Annotated in this window: 18 protein-coding genes; 4 read left to right on the forward strand and 14 right to left on the reverse strand. The window is 72.9% G+C overall.

Annotation, left to right across the window (positions count from 1 at the left end; genetic code table 11):
* Nucleotides 1-3 precede the first annotated feature (3 nt).
* The 5 genes from HD595_RS43215 to HD595_RS43235 are packed head-to-tail and all read right to left on the reverse strand — an operon-like array spanning nucleotide 4 to nucleotide 5,100.
* Nucleotides 4-894 (reverse strand): polysaccharide deacetylase family protein, encoded by an 891-nt coding sequence (locus tag HD595_RS43215; RefSeq protein WP_253780044.1) that lies wholly within the window; start codon nucleotides 892-894, stop codon nucleotides 4-6.
* The gene (locus tag HD595_RS43220; RefSeq protein WP_253780045.1) at nucleotides 881-1,591 is read right to left on the reverse strand and encodes a fumarylacetoacetate hydrolase family protein; all 711 of its coding nucleotides are present in this window, start codon (nucleotides 1,589-1,591) and stop codon (nucleotides 881-883) included. Before HD595_RS43220 ends, HD595_RS43215 begins: the two co-directional genes overlap by 14 nt.
* Nucleotides 1,588-2,856, reverse strand: a complete 1,269-nt coding sequence (locus HD595_RS43225) for an MFS transporter (RefSeq protein ID WP_253780046.1) — start codon at nucleotides 2,854-2,856, stop codon at nucleotides 1,588-1,590. The genes HD595_RS43220 and HD595_RS43225 overlap by 4 nt, the downstream gene beginning before the upstream one ends.
* Before the next feature lie 58 nt (nucleotides 2,857-2,914).
* Nucleotides 2,915-4,348: an amidohydrolase family protein gene (locus HD595_RS43230; RefSeq protein WP_253780047.1), complete on the reverse strand. Its 1,434-nt coding sequence runs from the start codon at nucleotides 4,346-4,348 to the stop codon at nucleotides 2,915-2,917.
* A 2-nt stretch (nucleotides 4,349-4,350) separates the two neighbouring features.
* The gene (locus HD595_RS43235) at nucleotides 4,351-5,100 is read right to left on the reverse strand and encodes a sulfite exporter TauE/SafE family protein (RefSeq protein ID WP_253780049.1); all 750 of its coding nucleotides are present in this window, start codon (nucleotides 5,098-5,100) and stop codon (nucleotides 4,351-4,353) included.
* A gap of 493 nt (nucleotides 5,101-5,593) precedes the next feature.
* Here HD595_RS43235 and HD595_RS43240 point away from each other — a divergent pair, with 493 nt between their 5' ends.
* The gene (locus HD595_RS43240; protein WP_253780052.1) at nucleotides 5,594-6,418 is read left to right on the forward strand and encodes a PIG-L family deacetylase; all 825 of its coding nucleotides are present in this window, start codon (nucleotides 5,594-5,596) and stop codon (nucleotides 6,416-6,418) included.
* A 234-nt stretch (nucleotides 6,419-6,652) separates the two neighbouring features.
* On the opposite strand, the gene HD595_RS43245 is transcribed toward HD595_RS43240, so the two are convergent.
* Nucleotides 6,653-7,339, reverse strand: coding sequence for an SDR family oxidoreductase (locus HD595_RS43245; RefSeq protein ID WP_253780055.1), 687 nt, complete (start codon nucleotides 7,337-7,339; stop codon nucleotides 6,653-6,655).
* Nucleotides 7,340-7,419: 80 nt separating this feature from the next.
* On the opposite strand from HD595_RS43245, the gene HD595_RS43250 reads away from it, so the two are divergent.
* Nucleotides 7,420-8,076, forward strand: a complete 657-nt coding sequence (locus HD595_RS43250; protein ID WP_253780058.1) for a TetR/AcrR family transcriptional regulator — start codon at nucleotides 7,420-7,422, stop codon at nucleotides 8,074-8,076.
* A gap of 142 nt (nucleotides 8,077-8,218) precedes the next feature.
* On the opposite strand, the gene HD595_RS43255 is transcribed toward HD595_RS43250, so the two are convergent.
* From HD595_RS43255 to HD595_RS43275, 5 genes are all read right to left on the reverse strand, one after another.
* Nucleotides 8,219-8,749, reverse strand: a complete 531-nt coding sequence (locus tag HD595_RS43255; RefSeq protein WP_253780060.1) for a hypothetical protein — start codon at nucleotides 8,747-8,749, stop codon at nucleotides 8,219-8,221.
* Between the two features lie 130 nt (nucleotides 8,750-8,879).
* Entirely contained in the window at nucleotides 8,880-9,893 is a 1,014-nt protein-coding gene (locus HD595_RS43260) for a LacI family DNA-binding transcriptional regulator (protein ID WP_253780063.1), read from the reverse strand.
* A 19-nt stretch (nucleotides 9,894-9,912) separates the two neighbouring features.
* On the reverse strand, nucleotides 9,913-10,722 hold the full coding sequence (locus HD595_RS43265; RefSeq protein ID WP_253780065.1) for an ATP-binding cassette domain-containing protein: 810 nt from the start codon (nucleotides 10,720-10,722) through the stop codon (nucleotides 9,913-9,915).
* Nucleotides 10,719-11,681, reverse strand: a complete 963-nt coding sequence (locus HD595_RS43270) for an ABC transporter permease (RefSeq protein ID WP_253780067.1) — start codon at nucleotides 11,679-11,681, stop codon at nucleotides 10,719-10,721. The genes HD595_RS43265 and HD595_RS43270 overlap by 4 nt, the downstream gene beginning before the upstream one ends.
* 10 nt (nucleotides 11,682-11,691) lie before the next feature.
* Nucleotides 11,692-12,681 carry a sugar ABC transporter substrate-binding protein gene (locus HD595_RS43275; protein WP_253780069.1) on the reverse strand — a complete coding sequence of 330 codons (990 nt, stop codon included), beginning with the start codon at nucleotides 12,679-12,681 and terminating at the stop codon, nucleotides 11,692-11,694.
* A 203-nt stretch (nucleotides 12,682-12,884) separates the two neighbouring features.
* Here HD595_RS43275 and HD595_RS43280 point away from each other — a divergent pair, with 203 nt between their 5' ends.
* Nucleotides 12,885-13,838, forward strand: coding sequence for a carbohydrate kinase family protein (locus HD595_RS43280; protein WP_253780071.1), 954 nt, complete (start codon nucleotides 12,885-12,887; stop codon nucleotides 13,836-13,838).
* Between the two features lie 158 nt (nucleotides 13,839-13,996).
* Nucleotides 13,997-14,413, forward strand: coding sequence for an SRPBCC family protein (locus HD595_RS43285; RefSeq protein ID WP_253780073.1), 417 nt, complete (start codon nucleotides 13,997-13,999; stop codon nucleotides 14,411-14,413).
* A gap of 117 nt (nucleotides 14,414-14,530) precedes the next feature.
* On the opposite strand, the gene HD595_RS43290 is transcribed toward HD595_RS43285, so the two are convergent.
* The 3 genes from HD595_RS43290 to HD595_RS43300 form a co-directional block, all read right to left on the reverse strand.
* Complete coding sequence (locus tag HD595_RS43290) at nucleotides 14,531-14,899, reverse strand: hypothetical protein (RefSeq protein ID WP_253780076.1); 369 nt, start codon at nucleotides 14,897-14,899, stop codon at nucleotides 14,531-14,533.
* Between the two features lie 236 nt (nucleotides 14,900-15,135).
* Complete coding sequence (locus tag HD595_RS43295) at nucleotides 15,136-15,639, reverse strand: DUF6328 family protein (protein ID WP_253780078.1); 504 nt, start codon at nucleotides 15,637-15,639, stop codon at nucleotides 15,136-15,138.
* A gap of 122 nt (nucleotides 15,640-15,761) precedes the next feature.
* Nucleotides 15,762-16,397, reverse strand: coding sequence for a hypothetical protein (locus tag HD595_RS43300; protein ID WP_253780080.1), 636 nt, complete (start codon nucleotides 16,395-16,397; stop codon nucleotides 15,762-15,764).
* Between the last annotated feature and the right edge of the window lie 47 nt (nucleotides 16,398-16,444).

The raw sequence follows: 16,444 nt of genomic DNA on the forward strand, positions 1-16,444 counted from the left end.
GGATCATGATGTCGGGACGAGCGTGGCCGCCTTGGCGTGGCGGTACCAGTCGAGGATCTGCCCGCCGGTCCAGAACTCCACGTCGCGGTGGGCCCGGATGTGCGCCAGGGCCTGGTCGAAGTACTTCAGGCGGTGCGGCGCTCCCATGATGTACGGGTGCACGACCAGCGCCATCACCCGCGCCGACCCGGCGGAGTCGGCGTGCAGCTGGTCGAACTGGTCGGCCGCCCGCTGGAAGTACTCGCGCGCCGGATGGTGCTGGATCAGCATCATCGCCACGTCGTTGCACTCCTGCGTGTACGGGATGTTCACGATGGGGCTGGTGCGGGTGGCCAGCTCGACGGGCTGGTCGTCGAGCACCCAGTCGCAGACGTACTCGTAGCCCTCCTCGACGAGGATGTCCGGCGTCTCCCAGGTCTCGGTGAGGCCGGGGCCGAGCCAGCCGCGGGGCCGCCGGCCGGTGGCCGCCTCGATGGCGCGGGTGGTGGCGCCGATGTCGGCCCGCTCGTCCTCGACCTTCTGCATGTTCTTCTGGGTGAACCCGTGGCCGACGAACTCCCACCCGCGTTCGAGGGCGGCCCGGGTGATCTGCGGGTAGTGCTCGACGGCCTGGCCGTTGACGGCGAGCGCGGCCGGGATGCCGTGGCGGTCCAGCACGTGGAGCATGCGCCAGAAGCCGACGCGGTTGCCGTACTCGTGCCAGGCCCAGTTGGGCACGTCGGGGGCGGGGATGCCGCCCGCCGGCGGCGTGAGCACGGTGCGCGGCATGGGCTCGGTGTCGGACCAGGTCTCGACGTTGACGATGACCCACACCGCCATCCGCTTGCCGCCGGGCAGGGTGAGCGCGGGACGGCCCTCGATGGGGTCGTAGGCGAGCCGTTCACTGGGACGCATGCGTGTCTCCTTCGGTGATGGTCACGGTGAGGGCGGGCAGGCCGGTGATCTCGACGTGGATCCGGTCGCCGGGCCGCACGGGGGCGACCCCCGCGGGAGTCCCGGTGTAGATCAGGTCGCCCGGCATCAGCCGGTACGAGCGGGACAGATGGCTGATGATCTCGGGGACGTCCCAGATCATCAGTTTCAGGTCGGTGTGCTGCTTCAGGTCGCCGTTGACGCTCAGCCGCAGCTCGCCGGACAGCGTCCAGGCGGCCTCGTCGGCGGGCAGGATGGGCCCGCAGGGCGCGGAGTGGTCGAACGACTTGCCGGCCTCCCAGGGGCGGGCCATCTCGCGGCAGGTGCGCTGCAGGTCGCGGCGGGTCAGGTCGATGCCGGCGGCGAACCCGAAGACGTGGCCGAGGGCGTCCTGCGGGGCGATCCCGGAGCCGGCCGTGCCGATGGCGACGACCAGCTCCCCCTCGAACTGCAGGTCCGCGGTCTGCGGCGGGTAGGGGACGGCCGCGCCGTCGGGCATGACCGCGTCGGCGGGCTTCTGGAAGAAGAAGGGGTCGTCGCGCTCGTCGCCCTCGCGCATCTCGCGGATGTGGTCGAGGTAGTTGCGCCCGACGCAGTAGACGCGGCGGACGGGGAACGCCTCGTCCCGTCCGGCGACGGGCAGGGCGGCCGGGGCGGGCTGCCAGAGCAGTGTGGTCATGAGTCATCCCGTACTGGTGTGGTGGTGACCGGGGCGGTGGTGCTGAACAGGTGGGGGCGCAGGATCAGGGCCAGGACGGCGCCGACCGCCGAGAAGCCGACGATCTGCACCAGGGCGGCGCCGGTCCAGCCGGCCGTCGAGACCAGGCTGCTGAACAGCAGCCCGGCGGCGCTCACGGCGACGTAGACGCACGTGACGAACATCCCGGCCGCGCGGCTCACGTTCGCGGCGTCCACGGACTTGACGAGGTAGCCGGCCGCGGCGACGTACACGCCGCTGCTGGCGAACAGCCCGAACAGGAACGAGAACGCGCCCTGCCAGCCGGCGGAGCCGGGCCCGAGGAACAGTGCGCACCCGCACGCCGCGACGGCGAGGTTGAGGCCCGCGAGCACGACCCGGGGGCTGAACCGGTCGACCAGGTGGCCGCCGAGCGGGGAGGCGAACGCCGCCAGCCCCGAGAGCCCGACCACGAAGCCGGCGGCGCCGGAGTCGAAGCCGAGCTCCGCGCGCAGGTAGCTGGCGTACAGGCCGATGAAGGCGAAGTCGGCCAGGCCGAACAGCACGATGACGGCGGCGAGCACGAGGGGGTTGCGCGACAGCAGCGAGGTGGCGCCGCCGGTGTGCGCGGCGGTCGCCGTGGCGGGCTCGGCCTCGGTGAGCCGGGGCGAGACGAGCAGCACGACGGCGGCGGCGAGCACGATCCCGACGGCTCCGTAGGCCAGCATCGGCGCCCGCCAGGTGCCGTAGTGCTCCAGCAGGCTCGCGCCGAACGCCGGGCCGACGACCGAACCCGCGGCGAAGGCCATGTTGATGCTGCCGATCGCCAGGCCGCGGCGGGCGGGGAACGCGTTCGACGCGACCGTGATGATCGCGGCGAGCTGGAGCGCCTCGCCCGCGCCGGACAGCACCCGCCACAGCAGCATGTCGCCGAAGCCGGTCGAGGCCGCGGTCAGGGCCGTCGCGACCGAGAACAGCACGGTGCCGGCCACGATCGTGCGCTTGCGGCCGAGCGCGCGCTGCAGCCGTCCGGCGGGCAGCCCGGCCAGGCCCATGCCGAGGGCGAAGACGGTGGCCTGCAGCCCGGCCGCCTCCAGGCTGAAGCCGTACTCGGCGCGGACCTCGACGAGCAGCACCGGGAAGACCATGCGGTCCATGGCGTTGACGGCGTAGGCCACCAGCAGCAGGCCGAACATGGCCACGGCGGCGCGGGTGGCGGGGAGTTCGCGGGCTTGGATCGAGGGCCGGGAGGTGGGGGTGGCGCTCATGGGCGGCTTCTTTCCTGTGCGATGGTCACCGGCCTCGAGCCGGCTTCCCGTGCGGCGGTCACCGGTCCGGGCCGGTTTCCCGTGCGGCGGTGGTGTCGCCGGCGGCCGGTGGGCGCCAGTCACCTGCCGCCGCGGCCCGGCGCAGCAGCGCGTCACGGTGGGCCGCGGCCATGGCGACGGGGTCCGGCTCGCCGTCGGCGAGGACGCGCCGGCCGTGCCGTTTGAGGACGCGGCCGTCGGCGATGACGGTGTCGATGTTGTCGATCTGACCGGTGTAGACGAGGGCCTCGGCCGGGTCGCCGGAGGGCGTCAGGTTGATGTCGGTGGAGCGCAGGATCACCAGGTCGGCGCGCTTGCCGGGCGTGACGGAGCCGGTGACGTCCTGGAGCCCGAGGTCGTGGGCGCCGTCGAGGGTGGCCAGCCGGAGCAGCCTGCGGGGCGTCACCGTGGCCGAGCCGGTGCGGGCGGCCTCGACCGAGACGATGGCGCGCAGGTGGCCGAGGATGTCGGCGCTGGTGGGCATGGCCAGGGTGTCCAGGGACAGCGACACGCGCACGCCCGCGTCGAGCAGCTCGGTCAGCAGCGGGAAACCCATCGTCCGCATCTCGGTCATCGGGCTCAGCGACACGCGGGTGCGGGTGCGGGCGAGCGCCCGGATGTCCTGCTCGCCGGCGTGGACGGCGTGGATGACCTGCACGTCCTCCCCCAGCAGGCCGAGCTCCTCCAGTCGGGTCAGGCCGCAGCTCCGGCAGCCCTCCTCGCGCAGGCAGCGGTCGCAGTGCATGGTGATCGGCAGGCCGAGCGAGCGTGCCGTCGCCCACTCCCGCTCGTACACCTCGGGCGGGGTGCGGTACGGCCCGCGCACCGCGATGCCGAAGTCGAGCCGCCCGTCCAGGCGGGCGGCCGGCCAGCGGGCGCGCAGCGCCGCCAGGTCGTCGAGGTCGTTGGGGCTGTCGGGCGCGGCGGAGTCGGGCGGGCCGTAGGAGAAGCGGCCGCGCAGGCCGGAGTCGAGGTGCGCCCGGATGTTGGCGTCGGCGTCCTCGGGTCCGCGGACGTTGTGGTCGAAGTTGTGCACCGTGGTGATGCCGCCGCTGACCGCCTCGGCCAGCCCGAGCCGGGCCGCCCAGTAGAAGTCGTCGAGCTCGAAGTGCGGGGCGAGCGCCCGCTTGACGGTGAAGTAGTCGGTGCCGGGCCGGTCGCCGACCGTGCCGCGCAGGAGCGAGTTCCACAGGTGCCAGTGGGTGTCCACGAAGCCGGGCAGGGTCACCGTCCCGGTCCCGTCGATCACCGTCACGCCACCGTGATCGGCGGGCCTGCGCCCGGGGGCGGCCGGCTGGTGGGCATCGGGGTGCGCGACGGGGTCGTGCGGCCGCACGTCGACGATCCGGCCGTCGCCGATGAGCACGTCGGCGCACGGCAGGTCGCCGACGTCCGGATCCATCGAGATCAGGTACGTGCCCGAGATGAGCAGGTCAGTACGTTTCGGAAGCATGGTCACCTCAGGAAGAGCACGGCGGACAGGACGAGACCCACGCCGACGACGAGCCTGCGCAGGACACCGGGCGACACGCGCCGGGCGAGCAGCACGCCGCCGCGACCGCCGGCGAGCCCGGCGAGCGACATGACGGCGACCGGCAGCCACTGCACGGGGCCGAAGGCGGCGAAGCACAGGGCGGAGACCCCGCCGACCACCAGCGACAGCGCGCCCTTGAGGGCGTTGAGCCGGTGCAGGTCCTCGGCGAGGAACGCGCCGAGGACGGCGAGCATCATGACGCCGAGCCCCGCGGCGAAGTAACCCCCATACATGGAGACGACGAACTGGGCGGCGAGCAGGCCGACCCCTCCCCCGGCCGCCCTGGCGCTCGCCAGCCGCCGCGCCACCAGACCCTGCGCCGCCAGCGCCGCGACCGACACCAGCACGAGGTACGGGACGACGGACGTGAACCGCTCGGCGGGCGCGACCAGCAGGATCACCGATCCGCAGGCCGCGCCGCCGACGCTCACCGCCGCCAGGCGCGGCACGCGCCCCCGGACCTCGGCCAGCTCGTCGCGGTAACCGGCCAGGCCGCCCGCGTAACCAGGCAGGGTGGACAGCGCGCTGGTGACGTTGGCCGTGAGCGGCGGGTAGCCGAGGGCCAGCAGGGCGGGGAAGGAGATCAGCGATCCGCCGCCGGCCACGCCGTTCACCGCACCGGCCAGGAAACCGGCCACGGTGAGAACGGTCAGGCGCAGCACCTCCGGCACGGCTTCCTCCTTGGTCGGCGTCGCTCGAAGGCTAAGGTATGCATTGCATGCAAAGTATGTCAACAGAGCGACGTCGCTGGTGAGACGCCTCGCGAGCCGCCACGCGGCACGCCAGGGCGACGTCAGCGAGCGGACGGCCGGGCGGGCGTGAGACGCTCGCGTCCGGGGTGGAGGACGGGAGCGAGCAAGGCGGGCGGGTGGGGGCGGCTCACCGAGGAGCTGTGGCAGGGCTCGGAGCCCGCGTGCAAGCGATACGCAGTCGCGGTGGCCGGGTGGGGCACGCTTCGCCGTCGCGGCAGACGCTCTGGGGATGATGCGCCTCACCGTCGCGGGGGCGAGCTTCGGTCGCGGCCCGGATCAGGCCCTACCGTCGCGAGCCAATTCGGATTCGCGGCGGGTCAGCGGGACAGGGTGACCTGCCGGGAAGCACCCGGCCAGGCAGGACGGACGACTTGGCCGCGGGTTGTCGGTGCCGGGGAGTAAGGTCGCTCCCATGGATCGGCAACTCACCCTCATGGCCGTACACGCCCACCCCGACGACGAGTGCCTGAGCACCGGCGGCGTCCTCGCCCGCTACACCGACGAGGGCATCCGCACGGTCCTCGTCACCTGCACCAACGGCGAGCAGGGCGACGGCCCGGGCGGCGTCAAGCCGGGCGAGCCCGGCCACGACGACGCGGCGGTGGCCGAGCGGCGGCTGGAGGAGCTGCGCGAGTCCGTGGCCCACCTCGGCATCGACCACCTGGAGCTGCTGGGCTACCGCGACTCCGGCATGGAGGGCTGGGAGACCAACGAGCATCCCGAGGCGTTCGCCAACGTCCCGGTCGAGGCCGCCGCGGCCCGGCTGGCCGAGCTGATCGAGCGCTACCGGCCGCAGGTCGTGGTGACGTACGACGAGACCGGCGGCAGCGGCTACAACCACCCCGACCACGTGCAGACCCACCGCGTCGCCGTGGCCGCCGTGGAGGCCACCGGCATCCCCGACAAGCTCTACTACACGGCGATCCCGCGGGCTGCCATCAAGCGCATGTTCGAGCTGATGGCCGAGTCCGGGGTCGACTTCGGCGACTTCCAGCCGTCCGACGACTTCGGCACGCCCGACGAGCTGGTGACGACCGTCGTCGAGGTCGCGCCGTGGGTCGAGCGCAAGTTCAAGGCGCTGCAGGCGCACGAGAGCCAGGGCGACAACATCTTCCTGCTCAGCATGCCGGAGGAGACACAGCAGGAGGCGTTCTCGCACGAGTCGTTCACCCTGGTGCGAAGCAGGGTCGACACCCCCGACCACGAGGACGACCTCTTCGCCGGCCTCCGCCCGTAACCGGCATCCACCAGGGCACCTCCCTCCCCCACGGCGGCGAGGTCTGAAGGCGACTACTTGGCGGGCGCACGTGCTGGTGCCGACGCGCGGGCGGGCCCATGGGAATGTGAGTCCACATGGCGAACGTCGGCGTACGAGGCTCCGGCGTGCGTGGGCGAACCGCCGCAGGAGTGCCGGTCACGCCGTCGCCCGGGCGACCATGAAAGGACGCCCGGGCGACGGTTGAGCCAGCCCTCAGGCGACCGTGAACCCGCCGTCCACCGGCAGGATCGTGCCCGTCACGTACGTCGCGCCCACGAGGTACCGGATCGCCTCCGCGACGTCGTCCGGGCGGCCGACCCGCTTGGCCGGCAGCCCGCTCGCCATCGCCGCGAACTGCTCCTGCCTGGCCTCCTCCGGCAGGAACGACCACCACGGCGTGTCGATCACGCCGGGCGACACCACGTTGACCCGGACCGGCGCCAGCTCGGCGGCCAGCGGCGGCACCATCCGCTCGATCGCGCCGTTCACGGCGGCCAGCGTCACCGTGCCGGGCAGCGCCGCCCGCGCGGAGGCCGCCGAGATGAGCACGATCGACTCCGTCACCCTGGCGTGCCGGATCGCCGACAGGTAGGCGAACAGCTTCCCCTCGAACGCCGCCCGGACGTCATCCGCCCCGGTCTCGGTGACCGGCCGGATGCCGCCGCCGCCCGAGCTGAACGCGAGCACGAGGTGATCGACGGGGCCGATCCGGTCGAAGAACGCCGCGACCTGCTCCTCGTCCATGCCGTCCACCGCCTCGGCCTGGGCCACCCGGTCCTTGACGGCGGCCAGGCGCTCCGGGTCGCGGCCGGTGACGATCACCTCGGCGCCGTCGGCCGTCAGCCGCTCGGCCGTCGCCAGGCCGATGCCCGAGGTCCCACCCATGATGACAACGCGCATCGCGCGCCCCCTTTTCTAGACACATCGTCTCGATATGTCGTCAGACTAATCCGAGACACAGTGTCTTGTAAAGTGAGGGCATGACGGATCAACGGGGCCCCGGGCGGCCACGCAGCGAGGCGGCGCGGCAGGCCATCCTCAACGCCGCCATGCTCGACCTGGACGAGCACGGCTACGCGGCGCTGACCATGCAGGGCATCGCCGCGCGCGCCGGCGTGGGCAAGCAGACGGTCTACCGCTGGTGGTCCTCCAAGGCGGACGTCGTGCTCGAAGCGCTGATCGAACGTGCCGAGCAGGTCGTCGTCGCGCCCGACGCGGGCACGCTGGAGGGCGACCTGGACGCGTTCCTGACGGCGACGTTCCGCGAGCACGGCCTGCGGCGGGTGCTGACCGGGTTGATGGCGCAGGCGCTGCTCGACCCGGAGTTCGCCAAGGCGTTCCGCGACCGGTTCCTGTTCAGCCGCCGCGCCGCGCTGCGGCAGATCCTCGACCGCGCCGCCGCCCGCGGCGAGATCCCCGCGGACGTGGACCGGGAGCTGCTCATCGACATGGTGTACGGGTTGCTGTGGTACCGGCTCATGCTGGACCACGCCCCTCTCGGGGAGCCGGTGGGGCGGCAGCTGACCGGCCTACTCCTGCGCGCCGTCTCCGCCCCGCCTCCCGGCACCGGCGCCGCGTCGACGTCCCCCTCCGGCCCCACGTCTTCCCGCCCGACGTCCTCTCGCCCGACGTCATGACGCTGCCTCCCTTTGTTCTGGCGCCTCAGGAGGTCGTGTCCGCACTGTTCTGACGTATGAGGAGGCTGCGCCCTCACTGCTCCGACGTCCAGGAGGGCGCGCCTCCGACCGCCCGCACGTCCCGGAAAGCCGCACCCCCACCTCAGGGCGAGGCGCGTAGCGACCGGATGGCGGCCAGCACCTCCTCGCGGTTGCCCGCCGCCTTCATCCAGGCGGGCAGCCGTTCCAGCATCGTCTGCGACCCGGCCGGCACCGGCCGCTCCCGCAGCGGCGCCGCCACGTACGCCTCCAGCGCGTCCAGGTGCGCCACGTTGTACGCCCAGAGCGTCCCGCCGCGGCAGGGCCGCCGCAACCACAGCGGCAGCCCGAAGTACGGGTCCTCCGGTCCGCCGAGGCGCGGCACCACGTACGGGCCGCCGGAGGTGAAGTACGGGTCACCTCGGCCGGGCTCCCAGCGGGCCGGCGCCCAGTCGGCCGAGCGCCCGCACCCGCCGCACGTCAGCCGGTGCGGCGCCGTCAGCCACCCGACGGCGTACGCGTGCCGATCCCGGTGCTCCGGATGGACGGCGACGAGCGCGCGGCCGTCGCAGCGCGGGCACCGCACGAGGATCTCCCGGGCGAAGTGCCACAGCCGCCATCCCGGGTCCCGGAACCGCTCCCCCACCTCAGCCACCGACCTCCCGGCGAAACCGCCGATCTCCGAGCGAAACCGCCGACCTCCCGGCGAAGCCGCCGACCTCCAGGCCAAGCCGCCGCTCTCCGAGCCAAGCCGCCCGCCTCCAGGCGCACGCCGCGATCCCGCCTCACCGGGCAGGGGGCAGTTCTCCCGACCCCCTGGCGATCAGCCGGGTCGGGATCTGCTCGCGGCGGGCGGCGCGCGACGGCCGGCCGTCGAGGCGCGACAGCACCAGCTCGGCCGCCGCCGTGCCGATCGCGGCCGGGTCCTGGGCGACGACCGTGAGCGGCGGCTCCAGCACCTCCGCCAGCGGCAGGTCGTCGAACCCGACCAGCGCCACGTCGCGCCGCCCGGCCCGGGCCAGCGCGACGACCGCGCCCATGGAGGCGAAGTTGTTCGCCGCGAACAGCGCCGTCGGCGGGTCGGGCAGGGCGAGCAGCCGGACCACGGCCGCGCTGGCCGCCTCCTGGTCGTGGCCGCTCTCCACGAGCGCCCGGTCGAACGGCAGGCCCGCCGCCTCCAGCGCGTCGCGGTAGCCCTGGAAGCGTTCGCGCCGGGTGTAGAGGGCCGCGGGCAGGTCGCCGACGAACCCGATCCGGCGGTGGCCGTGGGTGACGAGGTGGGCCACGCCCTCCCGGGCGCCGTCGCGGTTGCCGCTGACGACGTGGTCGGCGGCCATGCCGACGGCGGGCCGGTCGAGGAAGACGATGGGCAGCCCGGCGGCCCGCTCGGCGCGCAGGTAACGGTGGTCACCGGCGGCCGACGGCACGATCATGAGCCCGCTGACCCGGCGGGCCAGGAGCGTCGCGACCAGGGAACGCTCCAGCTCGGCCGTCTCGCTGGAGGAGCCGACGATGAGAGTCAGCCCGCGCGGGCGCACGACGCTCTCGACCCCGCCGGCGACCGTGCCGAAGAACGGGTTGCCCATCTCGGGGATGACCAGCCCGATCGCCGCGTCGCGCGCCCCGACCCGCATGTTGCGGGCCATGAGGTTGGGCTGGTAGCCGAGCTTGCGCACCGCCTCCATGACGCGCTCGCGCGTCTCGACCGCGACGGGCCCGTCGTCGTTGAGCACCCGCGACACGGTCTTGGCCGTGACACCGACCTCGCGGGCGACGTCTGCCATCGTGGGGGGCCGCATTCCGACCATGGTAGTGGCGTCAGGAGAGGCCGATGGCCTCCGCGGCGCCCTTGTCCGCGACCACGGCCTTGCCGTCCGTGACGGTCATCGCCCCGGTCATGATGGCCACGACCTCGGCCATGTTGTGGTCGGCCGGCTTGAGCTGGGCGACGCGGCGGCCGAGCCGCTGGACGTGGATGCGGTCGGCGATCTCGAAGACGTGCGGCATGTTGTGGCTGATGAGGACGACGGGCGTGCCGCGGTCGCGGACCCGCCGGATCATGTCCAGCACCTGGCCCGACTCCTTGACGCCGAGGGCGGCGGTCGGCTCGTCCATGACGACGACGTTCGAGGCCCAGGCCACCGCGCGGGCGACGGCGACGCCCTGCCGCTGGCCGCCGGAGAGCGACTCGACCGGCTGGGTCAGGGAGCGCAGCCCGATCTTGAGGTCCTCCATGTGCTTGGCGGACTCCTCGCGCATGCGCTTCTTGTCGAGCATGCGGAACAGCGTGCCGAGCGGCCCGGGCTTGCGCACCTCGCGCCCGAGGAACATGTTGGTCGCGATGTCGAGCGAGGCGGCGACCGCGAGGTCCTGGTAGACCGTCTCGATGCCGTGCTTGCGCGCCTCCAGCGGGTCGCGGAAGCGCACCGGCTTGCCGTCGAGGAGGATCTCCCCCTCGTCCGGCTGCAGGGCGCCGGTCAGCGCCTTGATGAGGCTGGTCTTGCCGGCGCCGTTGTCGCCGATGACCGCGAGCACCTCGCCGGGCATGAGGTCGAAGTCGGCGCCGTCGAGCGCCGTCACGTGGCCGTAGCGCTTGACCAGGCCGCGCGCCTGGAGCACGGGTGTCATCGGGTCCTCCTGCGGGAGAGCTGGTCGACGGTGACGGCGAGGATCACCAGGATGCCGGTGATGAGGGTCTGGTAGATCGACGGTACGCCCATGAGCTGCAGGCCGTTGCGGAAGACCCCCACGATGAGCGCGCCGATCAGCGTGCCGAGCACGGTGCCGCGCCCGCCGAACAGGCTCGTGCCGCCGAGGACGACCGCGGTGATGCTGTCGAGGTTGTCGGTCTGGCCGGCCTGCGGGTCGCCGACGCCGGTACGCGAGACCAGCAGCAGCGCCGCGATGCCGTACACGAGGCCGGCGACCGTGTAGACGCCGACGATGAGCCGGTTCGTCCGGATGCCGGTGAGCCGGGCCACCTCGGGGCTGTTGCCGAGCGCGTACACGTGGCGGCCCCACGCGGTCTGGCCGAGCAGGTACGCGAACAGCAGGAACAGCAGGATGGTGAGCAGCGAGCCGTAGGTGACGTTGGTGCCGCCGACCCGGAAGGTCTGCCCCAGGAACGTCATCTCCGGCGGCAGGTTCGTCACCGTCTGGTCCTGCGAGTAGATGTGGGTCAGCGCGAAGACCACGTTCAGCATGCCGAGCGTGACGATGAACGGCGGCAGGTTGATCTTCATCACCAGCAGGCCGTTGGCCAGGCCGAAGGCCGCGCAGACGGCCAGGCCGGCCGCGATGGCCAGCAGCGGCGGCAGGCCGTTCTCCACGGCCAGCTTGGTCATCACGATCCCGCCGAACGCCATGATGGCGCCGTTGGACAGGTCGATGCCCGCGGTCAGGATGATGAGGGTCTGGCCGATGGCCAGCGTGCCGACGACCATCACCTGCTGGATGATCAGCGAGAAGTTGCCGCCGGTGAGGAACTGGTCGCTCTTGAACGCGAAGAACACGCACGCCAGCACCAGCGCCGCCAGCGGCCCCGCGGTCGGCGTGGACAGGATGCGGCGCGGGAGCGTCGCCTGCATGACGGCCATGTCAGCCCCAGCAGTTCGCCAGGCCGAAGGCGGTGTCCTTGGCGTCGACGCCGGAGACGGCCTTGTCGGTGATCAGGGTGACGCCGGTGTCGGTGTAGCCGGAGGGCTTCTTGCCGCTCTTGGCGTACTCGGAGACCGCGGTGACGCCCTGCTCGGCCATCTTCAGCGGGTACTGCTGGGAGGTGGCCGCGATCTGGCCGGCCTTGACGGCCTTGACGCCGGTGCAGCCGCCGTCGACGGAGACGACGAGCACGCTCTTGTCCTTGCCGTCGGCCTTCAGCGCGGTGTGGGCGCCGAGCGCGGCGGGCTCGTTGATGGTGTAGACGACGTTGATGTCGGGCGCCTTCTGCAGGCAGTTCTCCATCGCGGTCTGGCCCTTGGCCTGGTCGCCGCGGGTGTCCTGCGAGCAGACGATCTGCGGGTCGCCCTCGGCGATGCCGAAGCCCTTGAGGAAGCCGTCGTGGCGGAGCTTGCCGACCGTGATGCCGGGGGCCAGGTCCAGGGTGGCGATCTTGGCGGGCTTGCCGGCCATCGCCGCCTTGGCGTACTGGCCGATCAGCTCGCCGGCCTTGAAGTTGTCGGTGGCGAACAGGGCGTCGGTGGCGTCCTGCGGCTCGGTCGGCGTGTCGAGCGCGATGACGACGACGCCGGCGTCGCGGGCCTTCTTGATCGCGGGGACGATGGCCTTGGTGTCGCTGGGGGTGATGAGGATGCCCTTGACCCCGGCGGCCACCATGTTCTCGATGGCGGTGATCTGCGTGGCGTTGTCGCCGTCGAACTTGCCGGCCGCCGTCATGAGTTCCATGCCCTCGGCCTTGGCGGCCTTCTCGGCGCCTTCCTTCATCTTCACGAAGAACGGGTTGGTCTCCGTCTTCGTGATGAGCCCGACCTTGGCGGCGCCGGCCTGACCGCCGCCGCCTCCGCTGTTGCCGCCGCATCCGGCTGCCAGCAGAGCGACAGCCAGGAGACCGGCCGAGAGCCTTGCATTCATGGTGGCTTCCTAACAGAGTGGTCTCGGATTTAATCGTACTATCAGGGAGAACGCGATGTCATCGTTGACACATGTCAACGTTGACATCCGCTGTGTTGTGATGATGAACTCCGGGCCTGGAAACGTCAATGCTTTCGCCCCGTAACGAATCGGCAACACGAGGAAACCCGGCCGTCGGGCAAGAGGGCGGAAAGGGAGATCCGATGATCGCTGTCCTCGGCGAGTGCGTGGCCGACGCCTTCGCCGAACACGAGCCCCGAGCCGGGTCGGGCGCGCCGGCCGGCGAGCTGACGCTGCGGGTGCACGCGGGCGGCGGCCCCGCCAACACGGCCGTGGCGCTGGCCCGCCTCGGCACGCCGACGAGGTTCCTGGGCCGGCTGTCGGGCGACGTGTTCGGGCGGCTGTTCCGCGACCGGCTCGCCTCCTCGGGCGTCGACCTGTCGGCGTGCGTCGAGGCGGCCGAGCCGAGCACGCTCGCGGTCGCCTCGCTCGACGAGCGCGGGCAGGCCGCCTACGGCTTCCACGCCGAGGGCGCCGCCGACTGGGCGTGGACGGCCGCCGAGCTGGGCTCGCGCGACCTGGGCGGCGCGTCGTGCCTGCACACCGGCTCGCTGGCGCTGGTCAGGGAGCCGGGCCGCGACGCGGTCGAGGCATTCGCCGCCGACGCGGCGCGGCGCGCGACGGTGTCGATCGACCCGAACGTACGGCCCAGCCTGGCGCCGCGCGTGGCCTACGACGTGACCCGCTGGTGCGCCTTCGCCGACATCCTCCGGCTCAGCGAGGACGACCTCGCCTTCCTCGCCCCGGACGAGCCGGTAGAGCGGGTCTGCGATCTCTGGCACGCCGCCGGGGCGCCGCTGGTCATCGTCACCAGGGGCGGGGCCGGCGCCCTCGTCTCGCTGAACGGCGAGCGGGCCGAGGTCGCGGCGCCCCGCGTGACGGTCGTCGACACGGTCGGCGCGGGCGACGCGTTCACCGCCGGGCTGCTGCACCGGCTCGACCGGGGCGGCCTGCTCGGCGGGCGGCTGGACGGGCTGGACCTGGGGACGGCCGTGGACGCCGCCGCGTTCGCCGCCCGGGTGGCGGCGCTGACCTGCGCGGTCGCGGGCGCGAACCCGCCGTGGGCGCGCGACCTCGGCGATCGGGCGAGCGCGTAGAGACCGGCGCGCGGGGGTTTGCGAGCGGCTGGCGCAGGCGCGGGAAGGCGGCGGGCGCGGGGACTTGGAAGCGGCGGGCGCAGGCGCGTGAAGGCGGCGGCGCCGGGTGATCGTTTGTGTCCGGCGGCGGTGGGTAGAGCCGGGCCGGAGGTGAGGAGATGGCCGAGTACGAAGCGACGCGAGAGATGCCCGCGTCCAGCGCGACCGTGTTCGAGGTGGCCTCCGACGTGGACCTCGTCAACCGGTGGCTCCCGCACGGGCTGCACGTGCGCGACGGCGGCGAGGGCGTCGTCGAGGCGGCCGGCGACGTGGTGCCGGGCGGCGGGGAGCACGAGGGCCTGTTCGGGGCCTCGCGCGAGCAACTGCGCGTGGAGTGGGGCGGTCGCGACCACCCCGAGTACGCGGGCTGGCTCCAGGTGGCCGACCGCGCCGACGGGGCGAGCGAGGTGACCGTGCACATCTCACTGCTCGACGAGCCCGAGGACGGGACGGCGCCGGAGCGGCGCGAGCAGGTGCGTTCCATGCTCGACGAGTCGCTGGACCGGCTGGCCGGCGAGGTCGCGCGGCGCGCCTGACCGGCGCCCCCGCGCCCCGGCCCGGGTCAGGGCCCGAATCGGGCGCACCCCACGGGTCAGGCACGCCCTCCCGGGTGAGGACCGGGATCAGGCGCGCCCCTCAACCGTCCGGACGGGTCAGCCGTCCTCGCGGTCCGGGTTCTCCAGGCGGAAGAAGTTGCTCTCCTTCCCGTCCTTCGTGTGCTCCTGGTAGATGAAGTTCAGTTTCCGCGCGTCGAACGTCTCGAACCAGTCGTCCCAGGAGATCTCCTGGAGGTCCTGGCCGCCGTAGCCGGGGAAGTCGAACCTGAGCACGCCGGCACGTCCCTCGTGCTCCGTGCCCGGCACCGTGGCGGGACGGGCCTTGCGATGCTCGGCCCACTGGCGGATCACGTCGTGGTCGGTGGTGATGAGGCTGCGTCCGGGCCGCTCCTCGTGCTCGTCCGGCGAACCGATGTGCTGCTGGTACTTGTGCTCGCCCTCGACGGGCCGGTCCTGCTCTGCCACGATTCCCCCCGATGAGTTTCCCCTGGTGACATGCCTTCCCGGGTCCGTTACCCCGCATCCGGAACCGCATGCGCGAGGGCTGGGGGCCGCCGCCGCGCCGGCCCGGTGCGCGGCGGCGAGACCGCCCTCGGCTCGTCTCGCCGCCGGCCGTCGGCGGGCGGGCGAAACGCGTCCTCCCCCTTATACGGTGCCGGGGGCCGTTCGTCACCCCTGGCACGCCCACAGGGAGGGACACGTCAGCTCGGGTCGTCGGCGCCGCCGCCGTCCTCCGGCAGCCGGTTGCGGTCGAGCGCCGGCTGACCGAACCACGCCCACGCGGCCACCAGCGCCACGATCCCCGCCGTGACCATGCCGATCACGCTGTGGAACAGGAAGTCCACGACCAGCATGGTGGCCGCGGTCATCGACACGGCCAGCGCGAGCGCCCCCGCGATGCCGTACCTGTTGGAGCGCCGTACCAGCGTCTCCTTCAGCCCCTGCCGGAACAGCACGCGGTGCTGGGTCGCCGGCGCGATGTAGCAGATGGAGGCGAGGGCCGCGCTGACCAGCGCGACGTAGAACAGCCGCCGGTCACCCTCGCCCAGCCGCTCGAAGCCCGGCGAGAACGGCACCGTGAGCAGGAACGCGAACAGCACCTGGACCCCGGTGACCGCCACGCGGGCGCCCTGCAGCAGCTCGACGAAGTTGCGGTCGGCACGCGCGCGCGCCGTCTCGTTCCTGCCCTTCAACCCCTGGTCCACCTGGGCCGCCCTTCCGCCTCCGATGACACTCCGACGCGCTACGACTTTCCGCGTGGTCATCGTCGAAACCTCGTTCGGTACGCGGGTCGCGGGCCGCGGCCCCGGAGGCGTCCGGGGCCGCCCTACGCCCCCGGGGAGTAGAACCAGGGGTCGCGCAGGTCGTGGTAGACCGGCGAGGTCTCGAACAGGCTCATCAGCTCCTCGAACTCCTCGCGCAGCCGGGCCGGCGGCTCCGCGCGCTCGCCCATGCGGGCCTCCCCCTCGGAGGTGAAGTACGCGGTCTCGACGTAGTCCCCCTCGGGGGACACGGCCGCCAGACCGCCGATGAGGTCGGGCCTGAACCCGGCGAGGTCGGGCTCGCAGCGGCGCAGCAGCTCCCGCACGCGCGCCGGGTCGCCGACCCGGCCCTCGATCACCTGGACGAACCCCGCCGCGTCGGACCCTCCGCGCAGGTACACGTCCACCTGGTCGCAGTCGTGGAAGGTCACCTCGCCGGCGAACAGCTTGGCCGTCTCCATCCACCACTGGGTCTGCTCGGGCCGGTCGGAGTTGCGCCGCGCCTCCTCCCGCGACTCGAAGCGGGCCACGGCCACGAGCGTGCCTCCCTCGGTCACGCCCGCGGTCGTGCCGAGCCAGCCGTACGAACCGGGCGCCAGCTCGCGCGCCCACCGGTCGAGCGCCTCGCGCGCCTCCCCCGTGTCGGCCACCGGTCCCTGGAAGACCTGGACGAACATCGCCGCCTCCCCTCTCCGGGTCATCCCCGCACGTCCCACGCTAGGAGCGGGCGGCGGGCCCGGTCGACCGG

Origin of the sequence: Nonomuraea roseoviolacea subsp. carminata, from assembly GCF_024172185.1 — a bacterium.
GTDB lineage: Bacteria > Actinomycetota > Actinomycetes > Streptosporangiales > Streptosporangiaceae > Nonomuraea > Nonomuraea roseoviolacea.